25 protein-coding genes are annotated in these 26,307 nt (G+C 63.5%); 9 read left to right on the top strand and 16 right to left on the bottom strand.

Going from position 1 to position 26,307, the window contains the following annotated elements:
* Nucleotides 1–31: 31 nt before the first annotated feature.
* The 5 genes from NKI05_RS19970 (at nt 32) to NKI05_RS19950 (ending at nt 6,449) form a co-directional block, all read left to right on the top strand.
* Nucleotides 32–1,027 (top strand): glycosyltransferase family 2 protein, encoded by a 996-nt coding sequence (locus NKI05_RS19970; protein ID WP_023711254.1) that lies wholly within the window; start codon nt 32–34, stop codon nt 1,025–1,027.
* On the top strand, nt 1,024–1,971 hold the full coding sequence (locus NKI05_RS19965; protein WP_023684220.1) for a glycosyltransferase family 2 protein: 948 nt from the start codon (nt 1,024–1,026) through the stop codon (nt 1,969–1,971). Before NKI05_RS19970 ends, NKI05_RS19965 begins: the two co-directional genes overlap by 4 nt.
* On the top strand, nt 1,961–2,908 hold the full coding sequence (locus NKI05_RS19960) for a glycosyltransferase family 2 protein (RefSeq protein ID WP_023689993.1): 948 nt from the start codon (nt 1,961–1,963) through the stop codon (nt 2,906–2,908). The genes NKI05_RS19965 and NKI05_RS19960 overlap by 11 nt, the downstream gene beginning before the upstream one ends.
* A gap of 75 nt (nt 2,909–2,983) precedes the next feature.
* Nucleotides 2,984–3,880, top strand: coding sequence for a UTP--glucose-1-phosphate uridylyltransferase GalU (gene galU, locus NKI05_RS19955; protein ID WP_023668795.1), 897 nt, complete (start codon nt 2,984–2,986; stop codon nt 3,878–3,880).
* A gap of 190 nt (nt 3,881–4,070) precedes the next feature.
* Complete coding sequence (locus NKI05_RS19950) at nt 4,071–6,449, top strand: polysaccharide biosynthesis tyrosine autokinase (RefSeq protein WP_023816349.1); 2,379 nt, start codon at nt 4,071–4,073, stop codon at nt 6,447–6,449.
* An 89-nt stretch (nt 6,450–6,538) separates the two neighbouring features.
* On the opposite strand, the gene NKI05_RS19945 is transcribed toward NKI05_RS19950, so the two are convergent.
* Nucleotides 6,539–7,240: a metallophosphoesterase family protein gene (locus NKI05_RS19945; RefSeq protein ID WP_245261950.1), complete on the bottom strand. Its 702-nt coding sequence runs from the start codon at nt 7,238–7,240 to the stop codon at nt 6,539–6,541.
* A 71-nt stretch (nt 7,241–7,311) separates the two neighbouring features.
* Nucleotides 7,312–9,219, bottom strand: coding sequence for a propionyl-CoA synthetase (locus NKI05_RS19940; protein WP_352710282.1), 1,908 nt, complete (start codon nt 9,217–9,219; stop codon nt 7,312–7,314).
* Nucleotides 9,220–9,437: 218 nt separating this feature from the next.
* Here NKI05_RS19940 and NKI05_RS19935 point away from each other — a divergent pair, with 218 nt between their 5' ends.
* From NKI05_RS19935 to NKI05_RS19920, 4 genes are all read left to right on the top strand, one after another.
* Entirely contained in the window at nt 9,438–10,235 is a 798-nt protein-coding gene (locus NKI05_RS19935; protein ID WP_245261948.1) for a DUF2259 domain-containing protein, read from the top strand.
* A gap of 545 nt (nt 10,236–10,780) precedes the next feature.
* On the top strand, nt 10,781–11,068 hold the full coding sequence (locus NKI05_RS19930) for a PqqD family protein (protein WP_023684213.1): 288 nt from the start codon (nt 10,781–10,783) through the stop codon (nt 11,066–11,068).
* Complete coding sequence (locus NKI05_RS19925; RefSeq protein WP_023668789.1) at nt 11,068–11,502, top strand: lasso peptide biosynthesis B2 protein; 435 nt, start codon at nt 11,068–11,070, stop codon at nt 11,500–11,502. The genes NKI05_RS19930 and NKI05_RS19925 overlap by 1 nt, the downstream gene beginning before the upstream one ends.
* Nucleotides 11,499–12,494, top strand: coding sequence for a phosphoenolpyruvate carboxykinase (ATP) (locus NKI05_RS19920; RefSeq protein ID WP_023694189.1), 996 nt, complete (start codon nt 11,499–11,501; stop codon nt 12,492–12,494). The genes NKI05_RS19925 and NKI05_RS19920 overlap by 4 nt, the downstream gene beginning before the upstream one ends.
* 8 nt (nt 12,495–12,502) lie before the next feature.
* On the opposite strand, the gene NKI05_RS19915 is transcribed toward NKI05_RS19920, so the two are convergent.
* The 14 genes from NKI05_RS19915 to NKI05_RS19850 all read right to left on the bottom strand — a co-directional run bounded on the left by NKI05_RS19915 (nt 12,503) and on the right by NKI05_RS19850 (nt 26,077).
* Nucleotides 12,503–13,528: a nucleotidyltransferase family protein gene (locus NKI05_RS19915; RefSeq protein ID WP_023668787.1), complete on the bottom strand. Its 1,026-nt coding sequence runs from the start codon at nt 13,526–13,528 to the stop codon at nt 12,503–12,505.
* Nucleotides 13,529–13,976: 448 nt separating this feature from the next.
* Nucleotides 13,977–14,963, bottom strand: coding sequence for a dihydroxyacetone kinase subunit DhaK (gene dhaK, locus NKI05_RS19910; RefSeq protein ID WP_023694188.1), 987 nt, complete (start codon nt 14,961–14,963; stop codon nt 13,977–13,979).
* Nucleotides 14,964–14,985: 22 nt separating this feature from the next.
* Nucleotides 14,986–15,411, bottom strand: a complete 426-nt coding sequence (locus NKI05_RS19905) for a hypothetical protein (protein ID WP_023668784.1) — start codon at nt 15,409–15,411, stop codon at nt 14,986–14,988.
* Between the two features lie 10 nt (nt 15,412–15,421).
* Nucleotides 15,422–17,008, bottom strand: a complete 1,587-nt coding sequence (ptsP, locus tag NKI05_RS19900) for a phosphoenolpyruvate--protein phosphotransferase (RefSeq protein WP_023702322.1) — start codon at nt 17,006–17,008, stop codon at nt 15,422–15,424.
* Nucleotides 16,992–17,294, bottom strand: a complete 303-nt coding sequence (locus NKI05_RS19895) for an HPr family phosphocarrier protein (protein WP_023729629.1) — start codon at nt 17,292–17,294, stop codon at nt 16,992–16,994. The genes ptsP and NKI05_RS19895 overlap by 17 nt, the downstream gene beginning before the upstream one ends.
* A gap of 21 nt (nt 17,295–17,315) precedes the next feature.
* Nucleotides 17,316–17,705, bottom strand: coding sequence for a dihydroxyacetone kinase phosphoryl donor subunit DhaM (gene dhaM / locus NKI05_RS19890; RefSeq protein WP_023668781.1), 390 nt, complete (start codon nt 17,703–17,705; stop codon nt 17,316–17,318).
* Nucleotides 17,702–18,304: a dihydroxyacetone kinase subunit DhaL gene (gene dhaL / locus NKI05_RS19885; protein ID WP_023732533.1), complete on the bottom strand. Its 603-nt coding sequence runs from the start codon at nt 18,302–18,304 to the stop codon at nt 17,702–17,704. Before dhaL ends, dhaM begins: the two co-directional genes overlap by 4 nt.
* A gap of 70 nt (nt 18,305–18,374) precedes the next feature.
* On the bottom strand, nt 18,375–20,018 hold the full coding sequence (locus NKI05_RS19880; RefSeq protein ID WP_023816345.1) for a dihydroxyacetone kinase subunit DhaK: 1,644 nt from the start codon (nt 20,016–20,018) through the stop codon (nt 18,375–18,377).
* Between the two features lie 64 nt (nt 20,019–20,082).
* Entirely contained in the window at nt 20,083–21,096 is a 1,014-nt protein-coding gene (locus NKI05_RS19875; protein WP_023816344.1) for an ABC transporter ATP-binding protein, read from the bottom strand.
* Nucleotides 21,089–22,201 carry an ABC transporter ATP-binding protein gene (locus NKI05_RS19870; RefSeq protein WP_023816343.1) on the bottom strand — a complete coding sequence of 371 codons (1,113 nt, stop codon included), beginning with the start codon at nt 22,199–22,201 and terminating at the stop codon, nt 21,089–21,091. Before NKI05_RS19870 ends, NKI05_RS19875 begins: the two co-directional genes overlap by 8 nt.
* A gap of 2 nt (nt 22,202–22,203) precedes the next feature.
* Nucleotides 22,204–22,407 carry a hypothetical protein gene (locus NKI05_RS19865; RefSeq protein ID WP_023694181.1) on the bottom strand — a complete coding sequence of 68 codons (204 nt, stop codon included), beginning with the start codon at nt 22,405–22,407 and terminating at the stop codon, nt 22,204–22,206.
* Nucleotides 22,408–22,621: 214 nt separating this feature from the next.
* The gene (locus tag NKI05_RS19860) at nt 22,622–23,572 is read right to left on the bottom strand and encodes a carbohydrate ABC transporter permease (protein WP_023711245.1); all 951 of its coding nucleotides are present in this window, start codon (nt 23,570–23,572) and stop codon (nt 22,622–22,624) included.
* Nucleotides 23,569–24,516, bottom strand: a complete 948-nt coding sequence (locus NKI05_RS19855) for a carbohydrate ABC transporter permease (protein ID WP_031198535.1) — start codon at nt 24,514–24,516, stop codon at nt 23,569–23,571. Before NKI05_RS19855 ends, NKI05_RS19860 begins: the two co-directional genes overlap by 4 nt.
* Nucleotides 24,517–24,745: 229 nt before the next feature.
* The gene (locus NKI05_RS19850; protein ID WP_023684201.1) at nt 24,746–26,077 is read right to left on the bottom strand and encodes an ABC transporter substrate-binding protein; all 1,332 of its coding nucleotides are present in this window, start codon (nt 26,075–26,077) and stop codon (nt 24,746–24,748) included.
* Nucleotides 26,078–26,307: the final 230 nt, after the last annotated feature.

Here is a 26,307-nt window from a genome sequence, read left to right as displayed (position 1 = left end):
TGACAAAAGTGCAGTTCATGGAAAGGCGCCGATGACGCAAACCGAAGCGCTGCCGCCAAGCCTGATCGTCATTCCGTGCCTGAATGAGGCAGCCCATATCGGCGCGTTGCTCGAGCAGCTCAGGCCGGCAGCGCTAAGGCTCGGCGCCCGCATCGTCGTTGCCGATGGCGGCAGCACCGATGGTACTTTGGCCATTGTCGAAGCGGTTGCGGCCAAGGACCCTCAGGTCGTCCTCCTGCACAACCCAAAACGTATCCAGAGCGCGGCGATCAATCTCGCCGTCGCCAGCCTCGGTGACGGCGCCGAATACCTGATCCGCATCGATGCCCATGGCGGCTATCCCGCCGATTATTGCGACCGGCTGGTCGAGGAGGCGCTCGCCACTTCAGCCGATTCGGTCGTCGTCTCGATGCTGACCAGCGGCAGCGGCGCGGTGCAGAAAGCGGTCGCGGCGGCGCAGAATTCCAAGCTCGGCACCGGCGGCTCCAAGCATCGGCACTTCTCGGCCGGCGAATGGGTGGACCATGGCCATCACGCGCTGATCCGGATCTCGGCCTTCACCGCGGTCGGCGGCTATGACGAGACCTTCAGCCACAATGAGGATGCCGAACTCGACTACCGCCTGCGCCGGGCAGGCTACCGCATCTGGATGAGCGGCAAGACGCAGATGGTCTACTATCCGCGTTCGTCGCTGAAGGGCCTGTATTTCCAATATCTCGGCTATGGCCGCGGCCGCGCCAAGAATGTGCTCAAGCACCGCATGATCCCGAAAGTTCGACAGATGATCCCGCTGCTGGTGGCGCCGGTCGTCCTTCTCGCGGTATTTTCCTTTATCCACTGGCTGGCGGCGGTGCCGCTGCTGGTCTGGGCTTCGGTCTGTCTGGGCTACGGCGCTGTGACCGCCATCAGCCAGCGCAATCCCAACAATGTGCTGGCGGGCATTTCGGCGATGGTCATGCATTTCGGCTGGTCGCTCGGGTTTTGGCTGCAACTGCTCGGCTCGCGATCGCAGCGCGGGGTGGCATGATGGTCGCCGACAGCCGCCGAATCGACATCTGCGTCTGCACGTTCCGGCGGCCGGAACTGGCCGACACGCTGCGGTCGCTCGCTGCCATGGATATGCCTGCCGGTTTCGGCATCGGCGTCATCGTCGCCGACAATGACGACGAGCCGACCGCCGAGCCGCTGGTGACCGCGCTGGCGAGCGAATTGAAGCTCGTGGCCCGCTACCGGCACGCCCCGGCGCGCAACATCTCGGTTGCCCGCAACGCCTGTCTTGATGCCAGCACGGCCGATTTTGTCGCCTTCATCGACGACGATGAAACCGCTTCCCGGCAATGGCTGGCCGAACTGATTGCTATCGCGGAGACAAGCGGCGCCGAGGCCGTGCTCGGTCCGGTGCGGGCGCTCTACCGCCCGGATGCGCCGGACTGGATGCGCAAGGGCGATTTCCATTCGACCTTGCCGGTCTGGGTGCAGGGCGAAATCCGCACCGGCTACACCTGCAACGTCCTTTTGAGGATGAGCGCCGACAGCTTGCGCGACCGTCGTTTCAGCCTGGCGCGCGGCCAGAGCGGCGGCGAGGACACCGAATTCTTCAACCGCATGGTCAAGGCAGGCGGTCGCATCGCCTTTGCGCCGGAGGCGTGGGTCGAGGAAGTCGTGCCGCGTTCGCGAGCCGCTTTCGACTGGCTACGCCGCCGCCGCTTTCGCTTCGGCCAGACGCACGGCCACCTCATCGGCCATGACGCAGGCGTGATAGAGCGTGCGAAGGCTGTCGGCCTTGCCTCGGCCAAGGCCGTCTATTGCTTCGGCATGGCGGCGTTGACCGCGATTAGCCCGGTCCGCCGCAACCGCAGCGTGCTGCGCGGCATCATGCATGTCGGCGTCGTCAGCGGCCTGGTCGGTATCAGCGAAATTCGCCAATACGGACTGTCTTCCCCGCAGCAAGGAGGCAAGCGTGCAGCCTGACGTCTCCTTTGTCATCGCAGCCTACAATGCCGCGGCCACGCTCGACCGGGCGATCGCAAGCGCCATGGCCCAGCGCGATGTCAGCGTCGAAATCATCGTCGCCGACGACCAGTCGCGCGACAACACGCTCGACGTCGCAAGAGCCTATCCAAAAAATGTCGTCAAAGTGGTTGCGCTGCCGGCAAATCGTGGCCCTGGCGGCGCCAGGAATGCCGGGCTCGAACTGGCTTCCGGCCGCTGGGTCGCGGTGCTCGATTCCGACGATGCCGTCCTGCCCGGGCGGCTTTCTGCCATGATCGCGCGGGCCGAAAGCGCGGGCGCTGTGATCGCCGTCGACAACCTCCAGGTGGTGCGCGAGGACGGCATTGCCGAAGCGACGATGTTTCCCGCCAAATATCTGGAGGGCCTGCGTGAAATCACGCTCGCCGACTACATCGCTGGCAACATCGTTTTCGAATCCACGTTCAACCTTGGCTATCTCAAGCCGATCTTCCAGCGCCGTTTCCTGATCGAAAACGGGCTTCGCTATGATGAAAGTCTGAGCATAGGCGAGGATTACATCCTGCTCGCCAACGCGCTGGCCAAGAGCGGAAAATGCGTCGTCGAGCCGACGACCGGCTATATCTACCACATCCGCACGGGCTCGATCTCGCGCGTGCTCGAGCTTCACCATATCGAGGCGATGCGCAAGGCCGACGCGGTCTTCGCCGAGACCAATTCCATGGACGCTGCTGCTGCGGCCGCCTTCGCCAAACGCGCCCGCAGCCTGCGCAAGGCGGCATCGTTCCTGTCGCTGGTCCAGCACATCAAGGCGCGTTCGCCGTTGAAAGCGATACGCACCGCGCTAAGTGATCCGGCGGCTGTCAGGCACATGTCGATGCCGATCGCCGTCCGCCTCAAAAGGGTGGCGGCGCAGTTTGCTGTCGGCGCGGAGTAAGGAGGGCGAGTACATGAAGACGTTTGTTCGTGGCCTGCAACAGGCTGAAATCGATCTGCTCAGAAGGAATTTGCGATGAAGAAAATCAGGAAGGCAGTCATCCCTGTGGCGGGGCTTGGAACACGGTTCCTGCCGGCAACCAAGTCGATTCCGAAGGAGATGCTGCCCGTGGTCGACCGGCCGGTCGTCCAATATGCGGTGGACGAGGCCTTCGAAGCCGGCATCGAGCACATCGTGTTCGTCACCGGCCGCAACAAGGCTGTCATCGAGGACTACTTCGACCTGCACCCCGAACTGATTGGAACGCTCGAACAAACCGGCAAGAAGACCCAGCTGGAGGCGCTCGAAAGCATGCTGCCCGTGGCCGGCGCCACCAGCTTCATCCGCCAGCAGTCGCCACATGGTCTCGGCCATGCGGTGTGGTGCGCACGCGAAGTCATCGGCGACGAGCCCTTCGCCCTGCTGCTCCCCGATATGGTGTCGTTCGGTCGCCGAGGTTGCCTGGCTGAAACAGTCGATCTCTATCAGCAGACCGGCGGCAATGTGATCGCCGTCGAGCGCTGTGATCCCAGCGAGACCAGCAAATACGGCATCGTCGGGCGCGGCGCCGAGACAGGCAGCGGCTTCGAGGTGACGGCCATGGTCGAAAAGCCGGCGCCGGCCAATGCGCCGTCGAACTATTACATCAACGGCCGCTACATCCTGCAGCCCGAGATCTTCTCGCTGCTGGGCAACCAGCAGCGCGGCGCCGGCAACGAAATCCAGCTTACCGATGCCATGGTGCGGCTGGCGAAAAGCCAGTCTTTCTTTGCCCAGCCTTTCAATGGCCGCATGTTCGACTGCGGCTCCAAGGAAGGCTTCATAGAGGCGACCATCGCCTTCGCGCTGGCGCGCGACGACATGAAGGGACCTGTGCTGGAAATGCTGCAGGCGTTCGTGCGGTCGCATGAGCGTCAGGAAGTGGCCGCATAATGCCCATCTTTCGAGGGCATATGCGTTTGGACGATGGCGCGGCTCATGCCTGCACGCCTGGCCGCTCAGGCCCGGCGCCGGATGGCATGAAGCTTGCGTTGCATATCTTGCCCCCGATCTCCGCAGCTTCGGACGAGGTGGGACCTGACCCGTCTCGCTCCGGCGCCTGTAACCTAGAATTGGATCGAAGATGAATTATGCCAGCTTTCCTCTCGACAAGAGGATGCCATTGCCCAACCCCGATCAGGAAAAGGGTGAAGACTTCATCGACGTCGAGCGCCTGCTTGGCATGGCGGCGCGTCAGGTCAAGGTGGTGGCGGTCTGCGCCATCATCGGCCTGTTCCTGGGGTTGCTCTATCTGCAGACCACGCCCAAGCAATACATGTCGGTCGCCAGCGTGCTGATCGACGAAGGCCTGAACAAGGTCATCGACGACATCTCGGCTGCATCCGTCACCATGCAGACCGACGCCGCCCTGCTCAGCCAGATCGAAATCATCACCTCGGCGCGGCTGGCCTCGGTGGTGGTCGACAAGCTGAAACTCGACCAGAACGCAGAGTTCATGAACCCGCCGCAATCGGCGCTGGTCAAGGGCATCGGCTTCGTGCGCGGCGTGATCGGCTATTTCCGCTCAAGTTCCGCCGAGCAGATTCCCGGCATGGAAAACGTCGATGAGGCGACACGCCAGGCCATGATGCAGACGGCGCGCCACGACTATGCCGTGCTGAAGCTGCAGAGCGAGGTGCTGGCGCAGCGCAACGGCCGCTCCTATGTGCTCGCCATCGGTTACCAGTCGACCAATCCGGCGCTCGCCACCGCCATCACCAAGGCCTATGCCGACGCCTATCTCGCCGACCAGCTCAATGCCAGTTTCGACGCCACCGAGCGCGCTGCGGTCTGGCTGCAGGGCCGGCTGACCGAGCTTCGTCAGAACTCACAGGCGGCCGCTATGGCGGTCGAGAAATTCAGGGCCGAGCATGGTCTGGCCGCCAACAGCGACGGCCAGCTGATCAGCGACAAGCAGATTGCCGATCTCACCGCGCAACTGATCGTCGCGCAGGCCGATACGGCGCGCGCCAGCGCCCGCTATCAGCAATACAAGACCATCGTCGAAAGCGGCTCGGACAATGCCTTCAACGATTCCGCCATCTCAAGCGATCAGCCGGCAAGCTCCGTCATTGCAACGCTCAAGACCCGCTATCTCGCAGTGGCCAAGCGGCTGCAGGACGTGACGGCCAATTTCGGCGCCGACCATCCGCAGGCGGTGGCGCTGGCCAAGGAAAAGGCCGACCTGTCGACCCAGATTTTCGGCGAGTTGAAGCAACTGACCGAAAGCTATCGCAATGAATATGAAGTCGCGCTTTCACGCGAGACCTCACTGAGGCAGAAGATCGCCGACGCGGCCGGCAAGAGCTCCATCGACAACCAGAGCCAGGTCAAACTGCGCGAACTCGACCAGCAGGCGCAGGCGCTGACCACGCTCTACCAGACCTTCCTTAGCCGCTACGAGGAGGCCTCGCAGCAGCAATCCTTCCCGGTCGGCAAGGTCCGCATCATCTCGGATGCCTCAACGCCGCTTTCCGCCTCAAGCCCGCGCACCTCCAGGGTGCTGGCGCTGTCGCTGGTGCTTGGCGTGCTGCTTGGCGCCGGCTTCGGTGGCCTGAATGAGTTCAACGAGCGCTTCTTCAGGACCGGCGAGGACATTCGCGATCGCGTCGGCCTCAAATTCCTCGGCTATTTGCCGATGATCGGCGGCAGGCTCGGCAAGGACGCCGACGACGGTGCGGCGGATGCCAAAGGCGCCAACACATTGTCGGCGGCCGAGAAACGGGCGCGCTTGCGGGTCAGCGTCGATGCGCCGGCATCGATGTTCTCCGAAACGCTGCGCAACGCCAAGATCGCCTTCGACGTCGTCATGGAAGGGCAAGGCAGCCGGGTCATAGGCGTGGTCTCGGTCCTGCCCGGCGAGGGCAAGTCTACGGTCGCCGCCAATCTCGCCGGATTGCTGGCCGCCAACGGCTCGAAGACGCTTTTGATCGACGCCGATCTGCGCAATCCTGGCCTCAGCCGCAACCTCGGCATGGAGGCCGAGCAGGGGCTGATGGAGGCCGTGGTCAACGGCCAGACCTGGCAGTCGGTCGGCAAGGTCGACCGCCAGACCAAGCTGGCGATCATCCCGGCCGTGCTGCGTGGGCAGTTCTCGCATACCAGCGAGCTGCTGTCGTCGGCCGGCATGCGGCGCTTCATCGACAACGCCAAGGAGACGTTCGAGTACATCATCGTCGACCTGCCGCCGCTTGGCCCCGTGGTCGACGCCAAGGCGTTTGCGCCGCTGGTCGACGGCTTCGTGCTGGTTGCCGAATGGGGCCGCACGCCGCGCGCCATGGTGCGCTCGCTGCTGGAGCAGGAACCCTACGTCGCAAGCAAGGTCGTCGGCGCCGTGCTCAACAAGGTCGATCTGAAGAAGCTGCCGAAATACGGCTCGCTCGGCGGCTCGGAAAAGTTCTTCGACCGCTATTCGACCTACTATCTGGAGAAATCGGACGTGCGGGCCAAGACCGCGGCCTGAACGGAGCGCGATCCTGAAAAGGAGCGTGATCCGGAAAAGCGGATCCGGTTTTCGGAAAGGATCACGCTCAAACGAAGAAGCACGGCAGGTCAGGAAAAGATCAGCTTGCCGAATTTACCGGCGATCCTGAGCGCTGTCAGCCGGCCGCTTTGAAAGGCGCCGGTGTCGATGCCGAGCCTTCGCCCGTCAAGCCTGGGGATATCGACCGGCGTGTGCCCATGCACCACAAAGCGGTCGAGCAGATAGGCGGCGTTGAAGAACTCGTCGCGGATGTTGAGCAGGTCCTGCTCATCCTGTGCGACCAGGTCGATACCCGGCCTGATGCCGGCATGGACGAAAACGAATTTATCCGAACAGAGCAGCACCGGCAGGCTGCGCAGAAAGTCGATATGGCTGGCCGGAATGACTTCCTTCACGCGCCGGTCGACCTCGTCGCTCGAGGCATAGAGGCTGGCAAGCCGCGCCGGATCGACCCCATAGGAAAACAGCGTCTCGAGGCCGCCGACCGCCAGCCAGCGGTCCCGCGACAGATAGCCGTCGAGATAGTTCAGCATGGCCACTTCGTGGTTTCCCGCCAGGCAGACGCGCAGGAACTCTGTTGGCGGCAGCGCCAAGAGGTGGTCGAGCACGCGCGACGATTGCGGCCCGCGATCGATATAGTCGCCGAGCATGACGATAATCTTGCGGCCGCGAAATTGCAGCGCGTCGAGCTGGATCTTCTGCTCCAGCGACAGCAATTCCTTGTAGCAGCCATGCACGTCGCCGATCGCGTAGACGACGGTGTCGTCCATATCCATTTCCAGGCGCTCGCGCGGCGCCGGCCGGGGAGGTCTGGACCGCTGAAACAACGCCACTGGGGCCGTCAGACCCCGATGCCGCGGGCTTTGAGCGCCGCGGTGATCTCGTCAAGAATGGCGGGATCGTCGATTGTCGCCGGCATCGTCCATTCTTCCTTGTCGGCGATTTTCTGCATGGTGCCGCGCAGGATCTTGCCGGAGCGCGTCTTGGGCAGGCGCTTGATCGTCACCACGGTCTTGAAGGCCGCGACCGGGCCGATCCGTTCGCGCACCAGCCCCACCACTTCGCCTTCGATGGCAGCGGTATCGCGCGACACACCGGCATTGAGCACGACGAAGCCGAGCGGGACCTGGCCCTTCATAACGTCAGCGACGCCGATGACGGCGCATTCGGCAACATCGGGATGCGCTGAAAGCACCTCCTCCATGGCCCCGGTCGACAGCCGGTGTCCGGCGACATTGATGATGTCGTCTGTGCGCGCCATGACATAGAGGTAGCCGTCCTCGTCGATCATGCCGGCATCGGCCGTCTTGTAGAAGCCGGGAAATTCCTCGAGATAGGCTTGCCGGAAACGCTCGTCGGCATTCCACAGCGTCGGCAGGCAGCCGGCCGGCAGCGGCAGTTTCACCACCACATTGCCAAGTGTGCCGCGCGGCACTTCATGGCCGGCATCGTCGAGCACGCGAATGTCGTAGCCCGGCATCGGCACGCCGGGCGAGCCGTATTTCACCGGCAGCAGGCCGAGGCCCGCCGGGTTGATGGTCATCGGCGAGCCGGTCTCGGTCTGCCACCAATGATCGACCACCGGCACGTTGAGTTTCTGCTCCGCCCATTTGATGGTTTCCGGGTCTGCGCGTTCGCCGGCCAGGAACAGAGTGCGGAATTTCGACAGATCGTATTTCGGCACGAATTCGCCCTTGGGGTCCTGCCCCTTGATGGCGCGGAAGGCTGTCGGCGCGGTGAACAGCGCGACCACGCCGTGTTCGGCGATCACCCGCCAATAGGTGCCGGCGTCGGGTGTGCCGATCGGCTTGCCCTCGAACAGCACGCTTGTCGCACCATGCAGCAGCGGTCCGTAAACGATGTAGGAATGGCCGACCACCCAGCCGACATCGGAGGCCGCCCAGAACACTTCGCCCGGTCTGACGCCGAACTCGTTTTCCATCGTCCATTTGAGCGCGACCATGTGGCCGCCATTGTCGCGCACGATGCCCTTAGGCTGGCCGGTCGTGCCGGAGGTGTAGATGATGTAGAGCGGGTCGGTGGCGAGCACCGGAACGCAATCGACGTTGGCGCCCGCGGCGCGCTCGCGGGCAACGGCGTCGGCAAAATCGATATCGTAATGCTCCCTCAGATCGCAGCGCAGCTGGTCGCGCTGCAGGATCAGGCAGGCGTCCGGCTTGTGGCGGGACATTTCGATCGCCTTGTCGAGCAGCGGCTTGTAGGCCACGACACGTCCAGGCTCCAGGCCGCAGGACGCGGAGATGACCAGCTTCGGCTTGGCGTCGTCGATGCGGGTGGCGAGCTCGTGCGAGGCAAAGCCGCCGAACACCACCGAATGCACCGCGCCGATGCGGGCACAGGCAAGCATCGCGACCGCCGCTTCGGCCACCATCGGCATGTAGATGATGACGCGGTCGCCTTTGTGAATGCCGCGGTTCTTGAGCACCGAAGTCAGCGCTACCACTTCGCGCTTCAATTCGGCATAGGTGAATTTCTTGACCGTGCCGGTGATCGCGCTGTCGTAGATAAGTGCGATCTGGTCGGCGCGGCCGCTTGCGACATGGCGATCGAGAGCGTTGAAGCAGGTGTTGCAGCTGGCGCCGTTGAACCAGCGCCCGTAAACGCCCGCCTTGGCATCGAAGACGCTGGTCCACGGCGAATACCAGTCGATCGCCTCGGCGGCAGCGGCCCAGAATTGTTCCGGGTCGCGTTTCCAGCCGTCATAGACCTCGTGGTAGCGTGACGCCATTCATCCCTCCTCGGGAAAACTCTCTATCTTGCAATAGCCTATGCGGGTTTTCCCGGCCACGTCTTTCCCCAAATGCCATGTCTTTCCCGAAATTTGGGGCTTGGCCGATCTCGCCTTGGCCATAAATTGCAGGCACCATGGCCGGGTTTGAAATCGGGGCAGGGCGCGCAATGACGGTACGATACGGGGTTGGATCTGCCGTTGGAGCAGCGCTGCTGTTGACGATCGTTTCCGCCGCCCAGGCTGGCGATGCCGCCGCGCGGCGCATCATCGGCTTTTCCCCCGACGGCAAATATTTCGCCTTCGAGCAATATGGCGAGCTCGACGCTGCCGTTTCCGGCTGGTCGCAGATCGACATCATCGACACAAGCACAGACGAGTTCGTCGGCGGCAAGCCGATCCTTGTCCTCGATGAATCGGAAGAGGCGACCACGACGGTGGAGCAGGCACGGGCGCAGGCCGCAAAGCAGGCCGCGCCAATCCTGGCCAAATACGGCATCGCCGAGCGCGGCACGCGCACGGCCTCCGACAGGTTCACCTTCCCGGACGACACGGTCGAGTACAACGACATCCCCCGCCTCGAGCAGGCCGCGCAGAAATGGCTGTCGCCGTTCTATGGCGAAACACAGATTTCGACCATCCATCTCGATGAGATTTTGGCCGACAGCAAGACGGACTGCTCGGCAAGCTTTGATGACGCCAAGCCAAGCGACCAGGCTCTTCCGAGCGACAAGACACTTCAGGGCGAAAAGAAACTTCAAGGCACCAAGACGGGCAAGGCGCGCGGCTTCCGCCGGTCGCTGCAGGGGCAGGACGGCAAGCCGTTCAAGGTGCTGCACGAGGACAAGGCCGTGCCGGGCTCGCGCAACTGCCCGACTTCCTACAGCCTGTCGGAATCCTACGAATACACCCCGCCCGGCAGGCCGGCGGTAGTGGCGGTGCTGGTGCAGCGCTTCAGCCAGGGCTTCGAAGGACGCGACCGCCGCTTCATCGCCGTAACCGGCCATGCACGCTAAGCCGCGGCCCGTCTTGTGGCAGGCAGAAAAAGCTCATGCGCCCGGAGAAAGCAGGGCGTTCGTGTCGGATATCAGTCTTAAAGCGGCAAGGCCGCCAGCATCAGCCCGACGCCACCCGCAATCAATATGGCGGCTGCCAACGCTCTTCGATGACGTTCGAACGCGGTCGGCGCCCGCTCCCAGTTGTAACGCATACCCAATGCTCTCCCAAAACCCCGCGACTCCATAGCTTACTTTAGGTAAGAAAAGCAACACCTTGACCCTGCGAGATAGCTGGCTTGACCGTTTGCGGCGGTGATTCCCAGCCGCAATCACCGACTATTTCTGGGGTGCTTCCCCGTTCTCAGGCTCTGAATGATGTGGAAGTTACCACAATCTGAAATTGGATGTCTCCATTAGGCTTCGGTTGCCTGTGTCGTGAGGATGGTGGCGTTGCCGGATTGCCACAGAACGGTCAGGCCGGCTTGTTCTCCCTCTCGTCCGCGCAATGGACAGACCCGCATCGCCGCGCTATCTGCTCTCCAGGAAAATGGTGGAGGGGCTCCATGGCCCAAATCGGTTCTGAAATGGTTCTGCGGCTGGCGGACGACGCCTCGGTCCAGCATGTCGGCGATGGCGCCGTCGTGCTCTTGGCGCGCAGCGGCCAGCTTTACACCTGCAACGGCACCACCGAAGCCTTTCTCGACAAGGTGGACGGCGCCCGCAGCCTTGACCAGATCGTCGTCCTGTTGTCTGACGAGTTCGAGGTCGACAAGGGCACGCTCGACCAGGACATGGCGGCGCTGGCCGCCGAACTGGTGAGCGAAGGCATTCTCGCCGACCCGGCTCCCTGATGGTGGACGGCGTTCTCCTGCGCGCTTTGTTTCGTGTCCATTTATGGGCAAGCGCGCGGCTGATGCCGACCCTGATCGGCCGCCGCAGCTTCGAATCGGTGCTGAAATGGGCGCCGCTCAGCGCACCCACCCCTTATCGCGGCCTGTCGTCAGCCTACATCGTCGCTGCCGTCAACCGGACCGTCCGGCACCCCTGGCTGATGCGCGACCGCAGATGCCTGCGCGAGGGCCTGCTCGCCCACCGCTTCCTGCGCTTTGCCGGCTTCGATCCGGATCTGCGCTTCGGCGTCGATCCGAAGTCGATGCAGGCGCCGCGTATGTCTGCCCATTGCTGGGTCTGTCTCGATGGCCGCCCGGTGGTCTCGGACAGCCTCCCCGGCATGGTGCAGATCTATCGCCATCACGCCGATGCCGGAAAGGCGCACGCTGCTTGACCGGTCCGGCGACCACCTTCTGCTATGATCTCCAGGGCCAGGTCATCAGCATATCGGCCTCGCGGGCCGATCTCTGGCCGAGCTTCGACCTCTTGCTCGGCACGTTGCGCGTGAGCGGGCCGGTCGAGCCCGATTTCCGCGTCGACATCGTCGAGACGCGGGAGTTACCGGAATCGCCTGCCGGAAAACTCGCTTTCGACGGCGAGGTGCCGGAGGACGGCCATTGCCGGCTGATCGACGGTGGCGGCACCGTTCATCTGGTCTTTCCCGGCCTGCAGACCGTCTCGATCAATGCCGATGGAGGCTGGGCCGAGATACGAGTCCATCCCGATGCCAAGGTCAAATGGACGGTGCTGATGATGGTGCTGGATGCAGCACTTGATGCCGGCGACCAGCACATGCTGCACACCGCCGGCCTGACATTGCCCGGCCGCGAGGCGCTCGTGCTGATCCATGCGCCGAGCGGCACCGGCAAGTCAACGACGTCGCTGGCGCTGGCGTCGCAAGGTTTCGGCCTGTGCTCGGATGACGCCATGATCCTCAAGGTTTTGGCCGGTGGCGGCATCACGGCCTGGGGCTTGCCGCGCAAGGTGAAGGTCCACCGCCACACCGCGGCAATGCTGCCCTTCGTGGCGCCTTGCCTTGGCGACAAATGGGACGCCAATGGCGAGCAGGCCGTCTCGCTGGAACGTCTCGCCGAGATCATCCGCATCGAGGAAACTGTCGGCAGACCGGTTGCGGCACTGTTTCATCTCGCCCGCTCGGCGGACGCGCAAACCCGGCTCGTGCCCATGACCAGGACAGACGCCATGGTGGCGCTTGCCACCGACAATGTCAGGACCGGCATGACCGGCCTTTTGCCGGCGCAGAAGCGCCGCATGGCAACCATCGCAACGCTGGTCAAAGCCGTCCCGACATTTACCCTGGAAGTCGGCGCGAACCCGGCCGAGGCGGCCCCGCTGATCCGCTCGGCGCTGGCGGCGCGGGACTAAAGCACACTTCAGGCAGAATGCGGCTTTGGCCTGGCGAGGCGCTGGATCCAGCGGAAGGCGTCGCGGCGCAGGCGCGAATGCATCTTGTCCCTGGAATTGACGCCGAGCAGCGTATCGCCGGTGATCAGCCATTTGGCCAAAAATATCGAGAGGTCGGGCTTGATGCGGTCGGCCAGTTCGATCGCGCGCGGTGCATCAAACAGCCGCCCCGTCACATTGAGAACCGTCGCCAGTTCGAGCTCGATGCCGCTGATGCGCGCCGCCTCGAAAAGCCGGTCTTCATCCGCGGGCGACCGCAGCGCGCGCACGCCCTGCAGCACATCGACGCAAAGCTGCAGCCGGTGGAACTTGTGCCCGCCGGCGGCGTGGACAATGGCGATGGTCAGCAGCGCGGCCGGCGTGTCGGCCTCGCTGCCGTCGATGATCTGCAATTCGCGAAAGCCCAGCGACAGCCGCCGCCGCATGCCGGAATCATGCACCAGGTTGCCGTGCAGTTCGATCAGCAGGCTGGTATTCTCCTTCTCCAGCCACTTGAACTCCTGCAGATCCTGCGACTGCGCCTCGCCGCTCCAGAGCTCGAAGCCGCATCCGGCAATCACCGTGTTGGCTTCAATGATGCTGGCCGGCTCGACCAGAATGTCGATGTCGGTGAACGGCCGGTCAGCGGCGTGGCGGTAAAGTTTGCGTGCGAAGACCGGACCCTTGACGATGCGGGCCGGAACATTTTTCGCCGCCAATGCCTTCATGATGCGGTCGCCATGATATTGCAGCAGCATCGATTGGCCGGTCGCCAGCGTCGAGCGATCACGCAGTTCCGACAGCTTTTGCCGCAAGGCTGCGTCCGCAGGCAGTTGGGCGTCGCCGATCTCGCTGAGCTTGCGCAGCATGATCGGCAGCACGCCGTGGAACTCGGCATTGGCGAGCAGTGCCAGCAAGCTTTCGGCAGCAACGTCACGGCCAATGGCAACCGTCGCCTCCGGGTCGGCGAAGGTCAGCAGCAGTTTTTCATCGGCAGGCGCAAGAGATGGCAGCATCAAACCCGGATTGCGTTCGCCCACATCAGCAATTCCCGTCCGGAATTGCGTCAAACAACCAACTCAGAGGAGCGTATGTTGCAGAAAAGCATGCATGAAGCCAGCGTGTGGTGGCAGAACCAGCTCATGAATTGACTTTCCACGGTTTCGGTCCATTCTTTTGCACTTGACTGAAAAGGGTGTTTGGAATGGCCAAGAAAAAGTATGAAGCGCCCGTGCTGCGCAAGGCAGGAAAGTTGTCCAGCGTGGTGGCCGGGCCGTCGCTGCCGATACCGCGATAAGACTTCTACGGCTTCGGTTTGGATGAAGCCGGAGCGGTCGGCCGCAAGGCAAGCCGCGCTGCAGGCGGGCAATCTGTCGGCGTGACTGCGGGTAACGGTCCGTCCGGTCCCGCAGGCTAAGGCAAGTTCATAAGCCGCCTGTTCGGGATATGGGCAAGGCCCCTCCGTTACAGTCCCCAGCGCAGCGCGGCTGTGTGCACCGGCGCGTCCCACATTGACGTTACCTCGTCATCCAGCATGGTCAGCGTGATCGAGCAGCCGGCCATGTCGAGCGATGTCACGTAGGACCCGACCAGCGAGCGGGTCACCGTCACGCCCTGTTTTTCGAAGATGTTTCGGGCGCTGTTGTACATCAGATAGAGCTCCATCAGCGGCGTGCCGCCAAAGCCGTTGATGAACAACAGTGCCGGGCCTTTCGCCCTGTCGCCGAGATCGCCCAGGATCGCGGCGCAAATCTCTTCGGCGATCGCATCGGCGCTTTTCAACGTGTCGCGACGCCGGCCGGGCTCGCCATGAATGCCGACGCCGAATTCCATCTCGCCATCACCAATCTCGAAGGTCGGCCTGCCCGCCGCCGGCACCGTGCAACTGGTCAGCGCCACGCCCATCGAACGCGTCGCGCTGTTGATGCGACCGCCGAGCGCCTTGAGATCCGCCAGCGCCATGCCTTGCTCGGCGGCGGCGCCGACGATCTTCTCCACCACCAGCGTGCCGGCGACGCCGCGCCGGCCGGTCGTAAAGGACGAATTCTCGACGGCGACGTCATCATTGATCACCACCTGCAGGACGCCGTCGGCCATTTCGCCGGCCATGTCGAAATTCATCACGTCGCCTTCATAGTTCTTGACGATGAACAGGCAGCCGGCGCCGGTATCGACGGCGGCGGCCGCCGCCAGTATCTGGTCCGGCGTTGGCGAGGTGAAGACCTGGCCGGGGCAGGCGGCGTCCAGCATGCCGTGACCGACAAAGCCGGCATGCAACGGCTCGTGGCCGGAACCGCCGCCCGAGATCAGCGCCACCTTCCCCGGCTTCATCACCTTGCGGCGAATGAATTTGTGCTCCTCGCCCAGCACCAGGATGTCGGCATGAGCTGCAACGAAGCCGTTGAGGCTTTCGGTCAGCACCGTGTCGACGGAATTCATAAACTTCTTCATGTGTCCTCCCGACACAACACGATCAGCCGCCACTCCTGCCGGTGATGCTGGTGATCTTCTGGATGAATTCGTTGATCGCCTTGTCGAGCGCTGCATTCTGCTTGTCGTCGCCGAAATCGGGCACGATCAGCGAGACATGCCGGGTCTTGCGCATGCCTGCCGCAACCGACATCTTGCCGGGATGCGCCAGATGATAGGCAGCCAGAAACTGATCGCGCTCGGCCGGACTGAAATGGCAGACCGAAAAAATAGCCGGCAGATGTTTTGACGGGATCGGGGTCGAATAGGCCGCGCTGGAAATCTGGGTGACGAAGCTGCGGTGCTTGCCAAGCGCGTCGGCAAGGCGTTGTCGCATACCCGACGGTCGCTGGTCGATGACCTGCGACAGGATCGTCTTGTAGGCGCGGATCGCCTCTTCGGAGCCGGCTTCTGGTGTCTTGTCGGCCATCTCAGTCATCCTAGACCGATGCATCCGAGATGGCCGCCTTGGCCATGGCGAGTTGGGCGGGAGCCACCGAGAGATCCCGCAGGCCGGCCTCGAGCAGTGCCGGGATCGATGCCGGATCGCCGCCGGCATCGCCGCACAGGCTGACTGGGATTTTCGCGCGCAGGCCAAAAGCGGCAACCGAGCCGATCAGCCGCAACACGGCGGGATGGCGGACAGAATTAAGATGCGCCACGGCTGCGTTATCGCGGGCAGCCGCCATTACATATTGGGTCAGATCGTTCGAACCGATCGAGAAGAAGGCGACATCGGCGAACGCCTCCGGCGCGATCGCCACCGAAGGCACCTCGACCATGATGCCGAGCGGCGGCATTTTTTGCGCGATGCCGCGCGCGGCAAGCCCGGCCTGCTCCTCCACGAACAGAGCGGCGGCGCGTTGGTATTCCTCCGCGACGGCGATCATCGGAAACATCACCTTCAGATTGCCGTGCACCGCCGCGCGCAGCAGCGCCCGGATCTGTACGCGAAACACCTCCGGCCTTGCCAGCGACAGCCTGATGCCACGCAGCCCGAGGAACGGGTTGCTCTCCTCGACGGTGAAGCCCGGCACCGGCTTGTCGCCGCCGGCGTCGACGGTACGGATGGTCACCGGCTTGTCGCCTGCCCATTCCAGCACCTTGCGATAGGCCTGGTATTGCGTCTCCTCGTCCGGCGGCGCCTTGCCGAACAGGAATTCGGTGCGCATCAGCCCGACCCCGTCGCAGGTCGAAATGTCGATGCCGTCGACCTCGGACGGATCGGCGATGTTGACCTGCACGCGCACTGTCGTCCCGGCCCGGGTTACCGCCGGTTTCGCGAGATAGACTCCGGCCTTGTCTCGATGTGCCACAAACGAGGACGAGGACCGGTGGAACGCTTCGATCTCGGTCGTGGTCGGCGAAAGCACGATACCGCCATGCTCCGCATCGAGCAGAGCCAGACCGACGGGATTAGCCGGCGAAGCGCCAAGCCCCACCACCATCGGCACGCCGCGCGAGCGCGCCAGCATGGCGACGTGGCTGGCGGCGCTGCCGGCCCTCAGCGCGATGCCGCCGCCGGTGCTCCAGTCGGTCTCGAGAAAGCGCGTCGGCGCGATGTCCTCGCCATAGAGAATGGCGCCCGCTGGTGGAGCGCTCTCCTGCTCCTCGGTAAGGGCGCGCAGCACGCGGTCGCGGATATCGCTGATATCGGCGGCGCGAGCCCGGAAATAGTCCTGGTCTGACGTTTCGTAGCCGGAGATCTCGGCGTCCAGCGCCTGTCGCCAGGCCATGTCAGCCGGCATGCCGGACGCGATCGCGGCAAAAGCCGGGCCGGTCAGGGCATCGTCCTCAAGCATGGCGAGCTGGAATTCGAGAATGCCGGCGGCCTCCTCATCGGCGGTTTCAATCAGGGTCGCGAGCCGGTCAGCCGAACTGGCGATAGCTGCTTCCAATGCAGCCTTTTCCTCGCCGGCTGTCGCCTTCCGTGAGTAGTGCGCGGTGCCGTTGTCGAGATTGAACAGCGGCCCCTCGGCGTAGCCGGCGGAGGCCGAAATGCCTTGCAGCCTAAGCGGTTCGGGCATGGCCCGCGCCTTCGTCGAAATCGCGCCGCACCAGCTCGACCAGCGCTCTCACGGCATCATCGGCGCCGTCGCCTGTGGCCCGGATGTGCAGCATGGTGCCTTTCGGCGCCCTGGCCGCCATCACCTTGACGATGCTCTTGGCGTCGAACCATGGGCCGTTGGCAGAAAGCGCAATCTCCACCTCGGCCGCAAAGCTCTTGGCAAGCTTGGTGAACTTCACCGAAGGGCGCGCATGCAGACCCACCTCGTGGGTGATCAGGACGGTCGCTTCGGCAAAGGCGGACATCAGGTCAAAATTCCCGTTCACTCACGACGGCGACAATTCATGCGCCGTCGCCACCACTTCCTTCAGCGAGGCGCCGCCGGAGGACTCGGTCGCCGCCATCACCGCGCCTTCGACGATCGGCGCGTTGCAGACGATGATCTTCTGCGCCCGCGGCTCGCCGATCATTTCCACCGCCATTTCCGAATTGGTCTCGGCGCCGCCGAGATCGACCAGTATGGCGACGCCCGCCTCCGACCACGCCTTGTCGATGGCGCCTATGATCGCTTCGACGCTGGTGCCGAGCCCGCCATGGCCGTTTCCGCCGCACCATGCAAGCGGCACTTCGTCGCCCACCATCTGCCGCACCATGTCGGCCGTGCCTTCGGCAACCAGCGGGGAATGCGAGACGATGACGATGCCGACATTGCTCATGCTTGGCCCTCGACGGTTTCGGCGACGGTCCGCACCAGCAGCGCCACAGAGCGTCCGCCGGCATCCATATGACCGATTGAGCGGTCGCCGAGGAATGAGGCGCGACCGCGTGTTGCCTTCATCGGCACGGTCGCTTCGGCAGCCGCGTCGGCAATATCAGCGATTTCCGAGCCTGTCTTTCCATTCGCGAGCGCGTCATGCACCGGATACAGCACATCGAGCATCGTCTTCTGGCCGACCTGCGATTTGCCTCTGGCGGCCACCGCCTCGATTGCCTTGCCGAAAGCAGCCGTCAGCTTGGGGCGATCCGGCTCTCCTGAAATCTCCTTGCCCAGCGCCAGGAACAATGTGCCGAACAGCGGCCCGGACGCGCCGCCGACCGTCATCACCAGCTTGGTGCCGATCGCCTTCAGCGCCTCGGGCAGCGGCTTTGCAGCGAACGCCCCTGCATCGGCGCGCACGGCCTCGAAGCCGCGCTTCATGTTCAGCCCATGGTCACCGTCGCCGATCGCCTGGTCGAGCGCGGTCAACTCTTCCGAGTGAGCGGCGATCGTGTCCGCGGCGGCGGTGATCAGCCTGGCAAGGTCGAACGCTGCCATGTCCAGATTCCCGGTTTCGATCCTGCCGGCAGTATCGCAAGAGTTTTCATTCGACAATCTAAGCATGCCGTCAGGCCGTTGCATGCAGCGCGGCGGCGGCCGCGAACACTTCGGCCACGGCATGGGCGCCAGGGTCGACTACGCCCTGCAATTTGGTGCCGACATAGGCGGAGCGCCCGGCCTTCGCCTTCTCCATGGCCGCGGTCGCCTCGGCGCCGTGCCGTGCCGCTGTAGCCGCGGCATCCAGCCCCTTGGCATCGAGCGCCTTCAGCCCCGGCTCCAAGGCATCGACCATGGTGCGGTCGCCGACCCTGGCGCCGCCATAGAAGGTCATCCGGTCAAGCCCGGCAAGCAGCGCCTTGGACAGGGTTGCTCCGCCGTTCGAAGCCTGAGCCGCCGCCGTGAAGAAGATCGACAGCAAGACGCCTGAGGAGCCGCCCATTGCGACGCCCAGACTATCGCCTATAGCCGCAAGTGTGGCGGCAGGGTCGGCCAGCGGCAGCGCATCGAGCCGTTCCAGCACGCTGCGCGCGCCGGTCGCAACCGTCGAACCGGTATCGCCATCGCCCGCCTTGGCGTCGAGCCCGTTCAGTGTCTCTTCGAGCGCGATCAGCCGTTCGCAGACCGTGATGATCAAACGCCTGGTGCCGGAATCCTGGCTGGCCCTTTGGGCTGCGCTGTTTCCAGCCGCTTTCGCCATAGGCACGATAGCCGGCGCGACGACGGTTTTGGCCGGCATCCAGGCATGTGGGCCGACAGGCGCCAGCAAGCCTGCCTCGCGCGCCGCATCGAGCTTGATCAGCGACAGCGAAAAACCGTTCATGTTGAGCGCCGTCATCAGCGGTCCGGGGCCGATCGCAAGCTTCACGGTCTTGGCCAGCGGCGAGGCCAGCACGGCATTGGCGACCAGCGACATTTCGAGCGGCGGCACCGAGCCGAGATTGTTGATGAGCAACGCGTGGCTGGCGTTCGGGTCGAGCCGCGCGGCCAGCCGCTCCGCCATGATCGCCACAAGTCTGTCGGCGCTCTGCACGGCGATGCGCTCGACGCCCGGCTCGCCATGGATGCCGAGGCCGAGTTCGCCGTCATTTTCGCCGAACCGCTCTTCATGTGGCTGGCCGGGGATCGAGCAGGACGACAGCGACATGCCGAGCGAGATGATGTCCTTCGCCGCCGCGCGAGCCGCTGTCGCGATCGCTGTCAGACCGCTTCCCGTCTCCGACAAATGGCCTGATATCTTGTGCACGAACAAGGTGCCGGCGACGCCGCGCGGCTGGTTGATATCGGGCAAGGCAATGTCGTCGGCGACGATCGCCATCTCGACGCAAAACCCCTCGGCGCGCGCCTTCTCGGCCGCGAGGCCGAAATTGAGGCGGTCGCCGGTGTAGTTCTTGACGATCAGCAGGCAGCCAGCCGGGCCGGTCACCGCGCGAATGGCCGCCAGGACCGCCTCGACGCTGGGCGAGGCAAATATCTCGCCCGAGACCGCCGCCGTCAGCATGCCCTTGCCGACAAACCCGGCATGCGACGGCTCGTGCCCGGCACCGCCGCCGGAGACGACGGCAACCTTTGCCTTGTCCCAGTCGGCGCGCAGCACGACCTTGATCTCGGGATAGCCGTCGAGGCGGGCGAGATCGCCGGAACCGATAGTCCGCAACAGCCCGTCCAGCGCCTCGGTGACGATCGTTTCCCTGCGGTTGAAAAAGTGCTTCATCGAATTCGTCCTGTATTCGTCAATCAGAAGCCGGTGCCGTGCCCTTGGCGAGACACCGAAAACCTCACATCAGTCTTTGTCCGTCGGCGCCGAAATAAAGTGGCGAGCGGTAGCGGATCACCACTTTGTCGCCCTCGGCCAGATCCGTATCGGGGTCGGTGAGCGTCACCAGTTTCTTCGGGCCGACCGTAACATGCAGATGGTTCTGGTCCCCGAGATGTTCGACCCAGTCGACGACGCCGTCGGCATGGCCGCTTGCGGTCTTCTCGATCGACAGATGCTCGGTGCGCGCGCCGATGGTCTTGGTTCCGGTCGGCGCCCCACCATCAGGCAGCAGCCCGGCCGGCAGCAGGTTGATCGCCGGCTGGCCGAGGCGGGCCGCGACATGAAGGTTGGCCGGCTCCGAATAGATTGTGCGCGGCGTGCCGATCTGCACCAGCACGCCGTCATTGAGGATGCCGATGCGATCGGCCATGGTCATCGCCTCGATCTGGTCGTGCGTGACATAGAGCATGGTGGCGCCGAGTTCGGCCTGGATGCGCTTGAGTTCGAGCCTGAGATCGGCGCGCAATTTGGCATCCAGCGACGACAGCGGTTCGTCCATCAGATAGATCGACGGTTTGCGCACCAACGCTCGGCCGATGGCGACGCGCTGCATCTCGCCGCCCGACAGCTTGGTCGAGCGGTTGGCGAGCTTGTGGTGGATGCGCACCATCTTTGCCACCTCTTCGACGCGGCGGCGAATCTGGTCCTCCGGTACTTTCCGCGCCGGCGAGCGCAGCGGGAAGGCGAGGTTGTCGTAGACTGACAGATGCGGGTAGAGCGAATATTGCTGGAAGACGAAAGCGGTGTCGCGCTCGGCCGGCGACAGCGTCGTCGCATCGTGGCCGCCAATATCGATCCTGCCGCCATCCGGCCGCTCCAGTCCGGCGATCAATCTCAGCGTCGTCGTCTTGCCGGCGCCGGTCGGGCCGAGCAGCACGACGAATTCGCCATCGGCGATGTTGAGGTCGAGGCCATTGACGGCGACATGATCGCCGAAGCTTTTGGTCACGCCCTTGATGTGCACGTCAGCCATGCTGCGCTCTCCCTTGAGAGGCGGTATCGTGGATCGCGGTGCGCACCGCCCGACCCGAGCCCTTGTCGAACAGCGACAGCCGCGCGCTGTTCAACGTCAGCCCGACATGATCGCCGGCAGCGAGCCGGATTTCGGCCGGCACCCGCGCCTTGATGATGCCGTCCGCCGTCTCCACCGCCACGATCTGCGTCGTGCCGAGATATTCGGTGCCGTAGATGGCGCCGCGCAGTTTCGACGCATCGTCGAAACGGATGTGCTCGGGACGGATGCCGAGCGCCATGTCGGCGGGCGCAATTTCCTCGCGCACTTCCGGCACCGCCACCTTGGCGCCCTGGACGACGATTTCCTTCGCCCCCTTCGCCAGCCCGCCACCGAAGCCCAGGAAATTCATCGGCGGCGAGCCGATGAAGTCGGCGACGAACATGGTTGCCGGGCGGTCGTAGATTTCGCGCGGGCTGCCGAACTGTTCGATGACGCCATGGTTCATGACGGCGATCTTGTCGGCCATCGACATCGCTTCCATCTGGTCGTGCGTGACATAGACGGTGGTGGCGTGGATGCGGTTGTGCAGCTCGCGCAGCTCATGCACCATCAGATCGCGGAATTCGGTGTCGAGCGTGCCGAGCGGCTCGTCCATCAGAAAACACTTTGGCCGTCGCACGATGGCGCGGCCGAGCGCGACCCGCTGGCGGTCGCCGCCGGCAAGCCCTGAGACCGATTTGTTGAGCAGGTGGTCGATGCGCAGCAGCTTCGCCGTTTCCTCGACACGGCTTCGAATCTCGGCCGACGGCATGCCTTGCGCGAGAAGCGGGAAGCCGATGTTCTTGCGCACATTCATATGCGGATAGAGCGCGAAAAGCTGGAAGACGAAGGCGATGTCGCGTTCGCGCGCCCGGCGCATGGTGACATCCTCGCCGCCGAGCAGGATCTGGCCGCCCGTCGGCAGTTCCAGCCCGGCGATCATGCGCAGCGTCGTCGTCTTGCCGCAGCCCGACGGGCCAAGCATGACGAAGAACTCGCCATCCTCGACGATGAAGCTGGAATCCTGCACGGCGACGAAATCGCCGAAGGCCTTTCTCAAATGTTGGACGCGGATTTCGGCCATGATTATTCCGGGAATTTCGAGACGATGATGAACATCACTGTGCCGGCGAGCATGGTGATGAAGGAGTAGGTGTAGAGCGCGAGCGCGAAAGGCTGGAACAGCATCAGGAAGCCGACGGCGATGAGCGCCGTCGCAATGTTTTCCATGAGGCCGCGCCGGGCCCAGCGAGGCCAGGATGACTTTTTGGAGATGGCTGGGCGCGTCATGCGTAGCTGCCTTCCTTCTGCCCGGCAACGGGGCGAGACGGTTGCCAGGTGGTTCCCCCACTCCGTCGCTGCTTCGCAGCGTCACCTCTCCCCCCTCCGGAGGGAGAGGAAGGCAGCCTGCCTGAATGAAGTGCGCGTCCTTCCTCTACCCCGTCGATGGGGGGAGAGGTGTCGAGCGAAGCTCGACGGAGTGGGGGTCGACCTGGCACACCACTCATTTGCGAACCGCGCCGAAAGTGATGCCGCGCAGCAACTGCTTGCGTAGCAGGATGGTGAAGACCAGGATCGGCACCAGGAAGATCGTCGTGCCCGCCGCCACCGCCGGCCAGTCCTGGCCGCCTTCGCCGATGATAGTCGGGATGAAGGGCGGTGCGGTTTGCGCCGTGCCGGAGGTGAGCAGTGCCGCGAAGGCATATTCGTTCCAGGCGAAGATCAGGCAGAAGATGGCGGTCGCGGCGATGCCGGTGGTGGCTTGCGGCAGCACGGTGCGCCAGAAGGCCTGCAGCCTGGTATAGCCGTCGATCATCGCCGCTTCCTCATACTCGCGCGGGATCTCGTCGATGAAGCCTTTCAGCAGCCACACCGCCAGCGACACGTTTACCGCCGTGTAGAGCAGGATCATGCCCAGCGCGGTGTCGGACAGGCCGAGCTCGCGGTACATCAGGTAGATGGGAATCGCGACCGCGATCGGCGGCATGAAGCGCGTCGACAGGATGAAGAACAGAAGGTCATCGGCCAGCGGCACCTTGAAGCGCGAGAAACCATAGGCAGACAGCGTGCCGAGGAAGACCGCGCAGAAGGTCGAGCCGAAGGCGATTATCAGCGAATTGACGAAGCGCGGCAGGAAATTGGACGGGCCGGCAATCACCATGTTGCGCTTGCGCGAGGTCTCGTCGCAGAAACCGGTCGCGGGTCCGAGCGAGTTGATGTACTCGGGCGTTTGCCTGGTGCGCGTCGTGAACAGGTTGCAATAGCCCTCGATGCTCGGCTGGAACAGAATCTTGGGCGGATAGGCGATCGAATCCGGCGGCGTCTTGAAGCTGGTGGCGAAGATCCACAGCAGCGGCACGATCGAGATCAGCGCGTAGAGCACGATGATCGTGCCGGCGATCCGCTTCGAATTGGCCGAGGGGGCGACGACGGAGTGGGCGGTGGTCAGGCTCATCTCTGCTTCACCTTGTTCAGCGCCTTGACGTAGATGTTGGCCAGCCCAAACACCGCGACGAACAGGATGATGGCGAAGGCCGAGGAATATCCGGTGCGCCAGCTCTCGAACGCTTGCCGTTTCAGCGTGATGGAAGCGACCTCGGTGGTCGAGCCCGGCCCGCCACCGGTCAGCAGGTTGACCATGTCGAACATCTTGAAGTTCTCGATGCCGCGAAACAGCACCGCCAGCATGATGAAGGGCAGCGCCATCGGCAGCGTGATCGACCAGAACTGCCGCCAGTTGGATGCGCGGTCGACCTCGGCCGCCTCATAGATGTATTCGGGGATCGAGCGCAGGCCGGCGAGACAGATCAGCATGACATAGGGCGTCCACATCCAGGTGTCGACGATGATGATCGACCACGGCGCCAGCGACACGTTGGACAGCATCTGGATGTCGGTCGGTGGTATCCGGGTGACGAACGAGATGGCGTAGGCGAACAGGCCGATCTGCGGCTCGTAGAGGAAACGCCAGAAATTGCCGACCACCGCCGGCGACAGCATCATCGGCACCAGGATGATGGTCGTCCAGAAGGCGTGGCCGCGAAACTTCCTGTCGATCAGCCATGCCAGCGTGAAACCGATCAGCGTCTGCAGCAAGATCGTCCAGAACACGAAATGCGCCGTCGTCTGCATGGCGATCCAGATGTCCTGGTCGCCGAGGATGCGCTGGTAATTGGCGAAGCCGAGGTTCTTCACCACCTCGTTCGGGCGGTTCGCCCGGAAGTTGGTGAAGGACAGGTAGATCGCCCAGAACAGCGGGAAGATGTTGATGGCCAAGAGCAACAGGATCGTCGGCGAGATGAACAGCCAGGCGAGGCCCTTGTCGCTGATCCCCCGGACCTTGCGGGCCAACGGCTCCGGGGTCGCCCGGGCAACGTTCTCCGCAGTCCGATTGAGCATGGTGAGTCCTGCTTCGGTCACGTCAAGTCTCGACACTGGAATTTATCTGAACTGCGTCCCGTGCCAAGGGCAGCACGGGACCAAGAGCATGATGCCGAAAAGTGTGAAGCGGTTTTCGGACGACATCATGCTCTCTCTCTTTTTAGCCCTGAGGCGGATGATTTCTGGTCGATTCGGCCTGAAAATCATCCGCCTCTGGGGTCAGGCTCGGGAGGAGCCGTTGGTCCGGTTACATCTTGCCGTCGTCCTGGAACACTTGCGTCCAGTCCTTGACCAGGCCGTCAAGCGCGTCCTTGGCCGAACCCTGGCCGGCAACGACATAGTCGTGGAAGCGCTTCTGCGACGCCTGCAGCAGCGGTGCGTAGCTCGGCTCGGCCCAGAAGTCCTTCACGATCGCCATCGAGTCGAGGAAGGTCTGCGCATAAGGCTGGCTGGACGGGAAGGCCGGGTCCTTGACCACCGCGTTCAGGCAGGAATAGCCGCCGAGCGACCACCATTTGGCCTGCACATCCTTGTTGGCGAACCACTTGATGTATTTCAGCGCCGATTCCTGCTTGTCTGAATAGGACACCACCGAAATGCCCTGGCCGCCAAGCTGCGCAAACTGGGCGCCACCGGGACCCTTCGGATTGACGAAGTAGCCGATCTTGTCGCCGCCGACATTCTCGTCCTTCTGCAGGCCGGGCCAGGTGAAGGCGAAGTTCATGTGCATGGCCACCTGACCGGATTTGAAAGCGTCGACGCCTTCGCCCATATAGCTGTTCGAGGCACCCGGAGGCGTGCAGCAATCGTAGAGCGACTTGTAGAACTCCAGGCCTTTGACCGCGTCTGGCGAATTGACGAAGCCTTCCATCTCGTAGGGCTTCTTGGGGTTTTCATACTGGAAGCCGTAGCTGTAGAGCACGTCCATGGCGCCCATGGTGATGCCTTCCGAGCCACGCTCGGTGTAGATCGAAGCGCCATAGACGGTCTTGCCGTCGATCTCGCGCTTCTGGAAGAACTCGGCGACCTGCTTCAGCTGGTCGAAGGTGGTCGGTGGGCCGAGGTCCCAACCATACTTTTCCTTGAATTCCTTCTGCAGTTCCGGCTTGGAGAACCAGTCCTTGCGGTAGGTCCAGCCGACGACGTCGCCCATGGCCGGCAGCGCCCAGTAGTTCGGCGTGTTCTTCGGCCATTCGGAATAGCCGACGACGGTTGCCGGCACGAAGTCGTCCATGCTGATCTTCTCCTTGTCGAAGAAGTCGTTCAGCTTGACGTAGTGGCCGTTCTCGGCCGAGCCGCCGATCCACTGGCTGTCGCCGATGATCAGGTCGCAAAGTTTGCCGTGCGAGTTGAGCTCGTTGAGGAAGCGGTCGGCATAGTTGGTCCACGGCACGAATTCGAATTTCATGCCAATGCCGGTTTCCTTGGTAAAATCCTTGGACAGTTCGACCAGCGCGTTTGCCGGATCCCAGGCGGCCCAGCAAAGCGTCAGGTCTTCAGCGTGCGCCGCGTTCGAGACGGCTGTCGACGCGGTAATCGCCGAGGCCAGCCCCAACGCCAGTTTCAAGCTCGATTTCATGCCTTCCTCCCATTTGCGAAACGCGCCCGGATGGCCGTTTCAAGAACCCCTCAACCCTCGCTCCTCCGAGGGGCTAAACACGGCGCGCTATGCGTCGCCAGGGCGGCGCGGTGCGCCGCAGATGTTTAGTAATTTGTTTAGTGATGCAATTTTTACTAAACAAGGCAAGCGAATTCGTCGCTGCGCCGCAACATGGCGAAACGGCGATTGAAATCGTTGGGAAATGATTG

It is taken from the genome of Mesorhizobium sp. M0771 (assembly GCF_040320155.1).
Lineage (GTDB): Bacteria > Pseudomonadota > Alphaproteobacteria > Rhizobiales > Rhizobiaceae > Mesorhizobium.
The sequence above is the reverse complement of the archived record's forward strand: the minus strand, read 5'-3'. Positions and strand labels throughout refer to the sequence as shown.